Below are 5903 nucleotides of genomic sequence, written 5' to 3' on the forward strand. Positions count from 1 at the left end.
TCGGACTCCAATAGCAATGGCCTCCGGCAGGATCAACCGGAGTGCTGTTCCCCCATGATGGGGGAGGTTGGCGGAGTATGAATCGAATCGAATCACACTCACTTGAATGGGTCCACGTTCGGTTCGGCCACGATCGCGGACCGATCGGGCGTCACCGAACTACCAAGGCTCACATCAGATCCCATCTGTACGGCGGACCGCAGGGGTAGGATCCTCATTNTCGGGCGTCACCGAACTACCAAGGCTCACATCAGATCCCATCTGTACGGCGGACCGCAGGGGTAGGATCCTCATTTCCTTCGGACGTACTTGTAATCCCCGAGGAGTACTTAACCCCTTCGAAGGTGAGTCGTCCGATCCGACGAGCCGTCGAACGGCGACGTCGGGTTTCGAATGCGTTCCATCCGAATCCTCGTATGTACTTAAGGCCGTCGGATCGACCACGGCCGTCGAAGGACATACCGTTCGACGAAGAACGGCTGAGTATTCGGATGGAGTGCCTGCCTTCGCGCCGAAATCGGCCGAAGGGGACGCGACGAGGACGTCACGTCGTTCGCATTAGTGACGAGGGCCCGGTCCATACATAAGGCCGTCGAAGATCAGATAGTTCGAACCGAATCCACATACCACGGTTTTCCGACATCTAGAAGAATGTTTGACACTATTCAGTACAGAATATTACGCGGGCGGAGGTCGGCCGGTCATCCTCCCCTCGAAGGGACAGTCGAACCGAATGATACCCGCGCAGTTTCGCTCTCGAGCGCGCACGCGCAAGAAGCCTTCGACCGACGGCGTCTGCGACGAAGTCATGCATCGATGCGAATAAACCCGGCGCGTTGCAAGGAGTAGACGAATGGTCCAGGATCCGATCACTTCGGAACCACCGCCGTCACCGGAAGTGATCTGTTCTGCGCTCGACGACCCCGACTGCCGGGAGATCATCCGGAAACTCGAGGAGCCGATGACGGCGGCCGAGCTCAACGCGCAGTGTGAGATCCCACAGTCCACGCTGTACCGAAAGCTCGAGCTGCTAACTGATTCGACGCTCCTCGAGGAGTCGACCGAAATCCGTCAGGACGGCCACCACGCGAGCAAGTACTCCGTGGCGTTCGACGAGATTACGCTCTCCCTCGAAGACGACCGATCGCTGTCGGTACAGATCGAGCGTCCGGCCAGGACAGCCGACGAACGACTCGCCGAACTGTGGTCTGAGGTGCGAAAGGAGACATGACTGGAACCGAACTTGCGCTTGTACTGGCAGTTGTCAAAACGCTCGTTCTCGTCGTGGGTGGGGTGATCACCTACTTCGCGCTCAAGGCGTACCGTCGAACGCGTCAACCCGCGCTGGGATATCTCGCGAGCGGATTCGGAATCGTCACGCTCGGGTTCGTACTTGCGGGCGTTCTCCACGAGATACTCGGCGTCGAGCTCGTAATGGGGGTGTTGCTCGAGAGTTTGCTCGTGCTCGCGGGCTTTTTGGTGATCGCGTACTCGCTGTACGTCCAGTAGTACCGGAACGTTCGATCACGCTCGCTCGCCGGGTCGAACGCGACACCGTCGAACTCTTCGATTCTCGTCGTGTCCGGGACCGTTCGTCTACCGTTCCCGACCTCGGGCCAGCCCGGCGAGGGGCGCTCGAGTCCCGGTTTCGCGCTAGCGGTTCAGCGTGTGGATCGCGTGACCGAGTGCGTTCTCGGCCGCTTCCATCACCGATTCCGAGAGCGTCGGGTGCGTGTGAACCGTCGAGGCGACGTCCTCGAGTGTCGCGCCGAGTTCGATCGCGAGTCCGAGTTCGGCGATCAGCTCGGAGGCCTCGGGACCGACGGTCTGGGCGCCCAGAACGTACCCCTGTTCCTCGTCGGCGACGATCTTGACGAACCCGTCGGTTTCGCCGGTCGTCAGCGCTCGGCCGCTGGCCCGGAACGGGAACTTCCCGACGGCGGTCTCGAAGCCGGCCTCTTCGGCCTCTGACTCGGACATCCCGACGGTGCCGATCTCGGGTTCGGTAAACACCGCCGCGGGCATCGCCTGGTAGTCGATCGCCGACGGCTCGCCGGCGATCACTTCGGCGGCGACCTGGCCCTCCATGCTTCCCTTGTGGGCGAGCATCGGCTCGCCGGCGACGTCGCCGACGGCGAAGACGTGCTCGACGTTCGAGCGCGCCCGCGAGTCGGTCTGGATGAAGCCGCGGTCGTCGGTCTCGACGCCGGCGTTCTCGAGTTCGAGCGTGTCCGACACCGGCTCGCGGCCGACGGCGACGAGAACCTTCTCGGCGTCGAGCTCGAGGGTGTCGTCCTCGACGGGCTCGGCGCTCGCCTCGCTCCCGCCGTCGGCTGCGGCCTCCTCGGTCGGTTCGGCGACGACGCGGATACCGTCGCCCGTCTCGGTCCACTCCGAGGCCGCGTACCCGAAGTGGAACTCGATCCCGAGGTCGGTCGCCCGCTGCTTGACGGGACGTTTGAGGTCGTCGTCGTACCCCGGCAGGATCGAATCGAGCATCTCGATGACGGTGACGTCGGTGCCGAGCTTGGCGTAGACGCCCGCGAGCTCCATTCCGATGTAGCCGGCGCCGACGATCACCATCGAGTCCGGCACCGACTCGAGCGCGAGCGCCTGCGTCGAGTCGAGGACGGGCTCGTCGTCGTACTCGAACCCGGGGATCTCGATCGGCCGCGACCCCGTCGCGACGATGGCGTGTTCGAACTCCAGCGTCTCCGACCCCTGGCCCTCCCCGCTGTGAGAGACCCGGACGGTGTTCTCGTCGGCGAAGGTAGCGGTCCCCTCGAGCAGGTTGACGCCGTTTGCCTTGCACAGTTTCTCGACGCCGCCGGTGAGCTGGTCGACGACGTCGTCCTTCCAGCCCATCATTCCCGCGAGATCGACCGCGGGGTCGGCGTGGATCCCCATCTCCTCGGCGTTGCCCGCGTCGTGGGCGACGTCCGTTGCGGTGATCAGCGCCTTCGAGGGGATGCAGCCGTCGTTCAGGCAGGTTCCCCCGTACGCGTCCTTTTCGACGAGCGTTACGTCCAGATCGAGCTGTCCGGCCCGGATCGCGGCCACGTAGCCCGCAGGTCCGGCGCCGACTACCAGCACGTCCGTTCCGGTGGTGACGTCTCCAACGACCATCAGTTAGTTCCCTCTCGGGGCAGCGTAGTAAGGTTCATCATTCGAGCAGTAGCAGTTCCGGATTCTCGAGGTACTCCATCACTTCGTTGGTGAACCGCGCGCCGACCGCCCCGTCGATCAGTCGGTGATCGAACGACAGCGACAGCGTCATCACCGACCGCGGTTCGATCGATTCCGCTCCATCGTCGTCGGTGACGACGCGGGGTTTGCGCTTGATTTCGCCGACTGCGAGGATTCCCGACTCGGGGTAGTTCAAGATCGGCGTCGCGTACTCGCCGCCGATGCCGCCGACGTTCGTGATCGTAAAGGTCGAGCCCCGGAGTTCGTCGGGGCTGATCGAGCGCTCGCGGGCCTTCGTGACGAGTTCGTTCATCTCCGAGGACAGCTGCAGGAGTCCCTTTCGGTCGGTGTCCTCGAGGACCGGAACCATCAGGCCGACGTCGGTCGCCGTGGCAATGCCGACGTTGTAGTAGTCGCGGTAGACGATCTCCTCGTTGTCCTCGTCGATCACCGCGTTCATCTCGGGGAACTCCTTCAGCGCCGCCGTCACGGCCTTCGTGATAAAGGGCATGTAGGTGAGGCCGATCCCCTGCTCCTCGGCCCGTGGTTTGAGCCGCTCTCGAGCCGCGACGAGTTCCGTGACGTCGACCTCGTCGTGGTGGGTGACGTGGGGCGCGGAGTACTTCGACTCGACCATCGCGTCGGCGATCGTCTTGCGAACGCCCGTGAACGGCTCCCGGCGCTCGCGCTCGCCCTCGGCGAACGCCGTCCCCTTCGAGCCGACGGGTTCGCCCGCCGAAACCGCCTCGGCGTCTGCCTCCTGTGCCCGCTGCTGGGCCTCCGCGTACTCCCGGACGGCTTCGGGCGTGACGAACGCCTCGCCGTCGCGTTCCTCGTCGGTCGGAACGGCGTCGATGTCGACGCCCTGCTCCTCGGCGAGTTTGCGCGTCGCGGGCGCCGCCAGGGTCCGATCGCGGTCGGCGGACTCGGTCGGTGCCGGAGTGGCCGTCGCCTGCGTCGTCTGCGCTCCGGCCGCCCCGGTGTCGGTCGCGGCGGTATCGGCCGTATCGGAACTCGAGTCCGCTCCCGTGTCAGACGCGGATTCCTCGGACGGCGTCTCGACTTCCGCCGACTCCGAGGTGCGGTCCGAGTCGCCCGCAGCGGCCTCCACGTCGGCCGCGGTGATCCGACCGCCGGGACCGCTGCCCTCGAGCGTCGAGAGGTCGATACCCTCCTCGCGGGCCAGCCGTCGCACGCGCGGCGGCGCGAAGACGCGATCCTCGGGCGGTGCAGCCTCGCCGGTTTCGGCGCCGGTCGCGCCGGCATCCCCCGCGGGTTCGTCCTTGGCGTCCGTCCGAGCCTCCTCTGACGAGTCGACGCCCGAGGGTTCGCTGGCTTGCTCTGCTTCCGAGGTCGTCGGTTCGTCGGCGCTCTCCTCGCCCTCGACGTCGTACGTGACGAACAGGTCGCCGACGGGGACCGTCTCGCCTTCCTCCCAGTGGAGTTCGCTGACGGTGCCGTCGACCGGCGAGGGGACCTCGACGAGGGCCTTGTCGGTTTCGACCTCCGCGACCGGCTGGTCCTCGCTGATCGTATCGCCCTCCTCGACCAGCCAGCTCACCAGTTCGCCCTCGGCGACCCCTTCGCCGACGTCGGGCAGTTTGAACTCTCGGACCATGTTAGAACTCCATCGTGTCTCGAATGCCGTCCTCGATGCGGGCCGGCTCGGGAAGGTAGTAGTCCTCGAGCGCGTACAGCGGGAACGGCGTGTCGAACCCGGTGATGCGCTCGACCGGCGCCTCCTGGTACAGCAGCGCCTCCTCCTGGATCGTCGCGGCGATCTCGGCGCCGAGGCCACCCGTCTTGGGGGCCTCGTGGACGACCGCCGCGCGACCGGTCTTCTTGAACGACTCGACGATCGTCTCCTCGTCCAGCGGCGACAGCGTCCGCAGGTCGACGACCTCGACGTCTACCTCGCCCGCGAGGTTCTCGGCGGCCTCGAGGGTCGGTCGGGTCATCGCACCCCAGGTGAACACGGAGATGTCCGATCCCTCGCGACGGACGGCCGCCTCGCCCAGCGGCACCTCGTACGGTTCGTCCGGCACCTCCTCGCGGAACGCCCGGTAGATGAGTTTGGGCTCGAGGAAGACGACCGGGTCCGGCGAGCGGATCGCGCTCGCGAGTAGCCCCTTCGTGTCGTAGGGGGTCGAGGGGACGACGACCTTCAGTCCGGGCTGGTGGACGAACATCGCCTCCGAGGACTCGGAGTGGTGTTCGGGCGCTCGGATTCCCCCGCCGTAGGGGGCGCGGATGACCATCGGACAGGTGTACCGGCCCCGCGATCGCGTCCGCAGGCGCGCGGCGTGGGAGACGATCTGGTCGAACGCGGGGTAGATGAAGCCGAGGAACTGCATTTCCGGGACCGGGCGAAGCCCGTAGGCGGCCATGCCGACCGCCGTACCGACGATCCCCGACTCCGCGAGGGGGGTGTCGACGACGCGCTCGGCGCCGAACTCGTCGTACAGTCCCTCGGTCGCGCGAAAGACGCCGCCGTTTTTCCCCACGTCCTCGCCCATGACGACGACGTCGTCGTCCCGTTCCATCTCGCTGTGCAACCCGTCTCGTACCGCCTGTACCAGCGTGAGGTTTTCCGATTCTGCAGCCATGTTATCCCTCCAGCAGGGCGTCGTCGCCGTGTCGCTCCCGAATCGATTCGAACCACTCGAGCTGTTCCTGTAATCGTCTGGGCATCCCCTCGTAGCTGTCTCTTATACACA

5 protein-coding genes are annotated in these 5903 nt (G+C 65.6%); 2 read left to right on the plus strand and 3 right to left on the minus strand.

From position 1 onward, the window contains the following. Positions 1-853: 853 nt before the first annotated feature. Positions 854-1231, plus strand: coding sequence for a winged helix-turn-helix domain-containing protein (locus C492_RS04135; protein WP_049892695.1), 378 nt, complete (start codon positions 854-856; stop codon positions 1229-1231). Beyond that, the gene (locus C492_RS04140) at positions 1228-1509 is read left to right on the plus strand and encodes a DUF7521 family protein (RefSeq protein ID WP_008420739.1); all 282 of its coding nucleotides are present in this window, start codon (positions 1228-1230) and stop codon (positions 1507-1509) included. The genes C492_RS04135 and C492_RS04140 overlap by 4 nt, the downstream gene beginning before the upstream one ends. Before the next feature lie 144 nt (positions 1510-1653). On the opposite strand, the gene lpdA is transcribed toward C492_RS04140, so the two are convergent. From lpdA to C492_RS04155, 3 genes are read right to left on the minus strand one after another with little or no spacing between them, the layout of a single operon-like run. Beyond that, positions 1654-3126, minus strand: a complete 1473-nt coding sequence (lpdA, locus tag C492_RS04145; RefSeq protein WP_008420740.1) for a dihydrolipoyl dehydrogenase — start codon at positions 3124-3126, stop codon at positions 1654-1656. 37 nt (positions 3127-3163) lie between these two features. Further along, the gene (locus C492_RS04150; RefSeq protein WP_008420742.1) at positions 3164-4804 is read right to left on the minus strand and encodes a 2-oxo acid dehydrogenase subunit E2; all 1641 of its coding nucleotides are present in this window, start codon (positions 4802-4804) and stop codon (positions 3164-3166) included. Between the two features lies 1 nt (position 4805). Next, positions 4806-5792 carry an alpha-ketoacid dehydrogenase subunit beta gene (locus C492_RS04155; protein ID WP_049892697.1) on the minus strand — a complete coding sequence of 329 codons (987 nt, stop codon included), beginning with the start codon at positions 5790-5792 and terminating at the stop codon, positions 4806-4808. Positions 5793-5903: the final 111 nt, after the last annotated feature.

Origin of the sequence: Natronococcus jeotgali DSM 18795 (assembly GCF_000337695.1) — an archaeon.
Classification (GTDB): Archaea; Halobacteriota; Halobacteria; order Halobacteriales; family Natrialbaceae; genus Natronococcus; species Natronococcus jeotgali.

Excerpts from the sequence above, each read along its gene's own strand:
- C492_RS04135 (WP_049892695.1), top strand. The coding sequence starts at position 854 with ATGGTCCAGGATCCGATCACTTCGGAACCACCGCCGTCACCGGAAGTG.
- C492_RS04140 (WP_008420739.1), top strand. The coding sequence starts at position 1,228 with ATGACTGGAACCGAACTTGCGCTTGTACTGGCAGTTGTCAAAACGCTC.
- lpdA (WP_008420740.1), bottom strand. The coding sequence starts at position 3,126 with ATGGTCGTTGGAGACGTCACCACCGGAACGGACGTGCTGGTAGTCGGC.
- C492_RS04150 (WP_008420742.1), bottom strand. The coding sequence starts at position 4,804 with ATGGTCCGAGAGTTCAAACTGCCCGACGTCGGCGAAGGGGTCGCCGAG.
- C492_RS04155 (WP_049892697.1), bottom strand. The coding sequence starts at position 5,792 with ATGGCTGCAGAATCGGAAAACCTCACGCTGGTACAGGCGGTACGAGAC.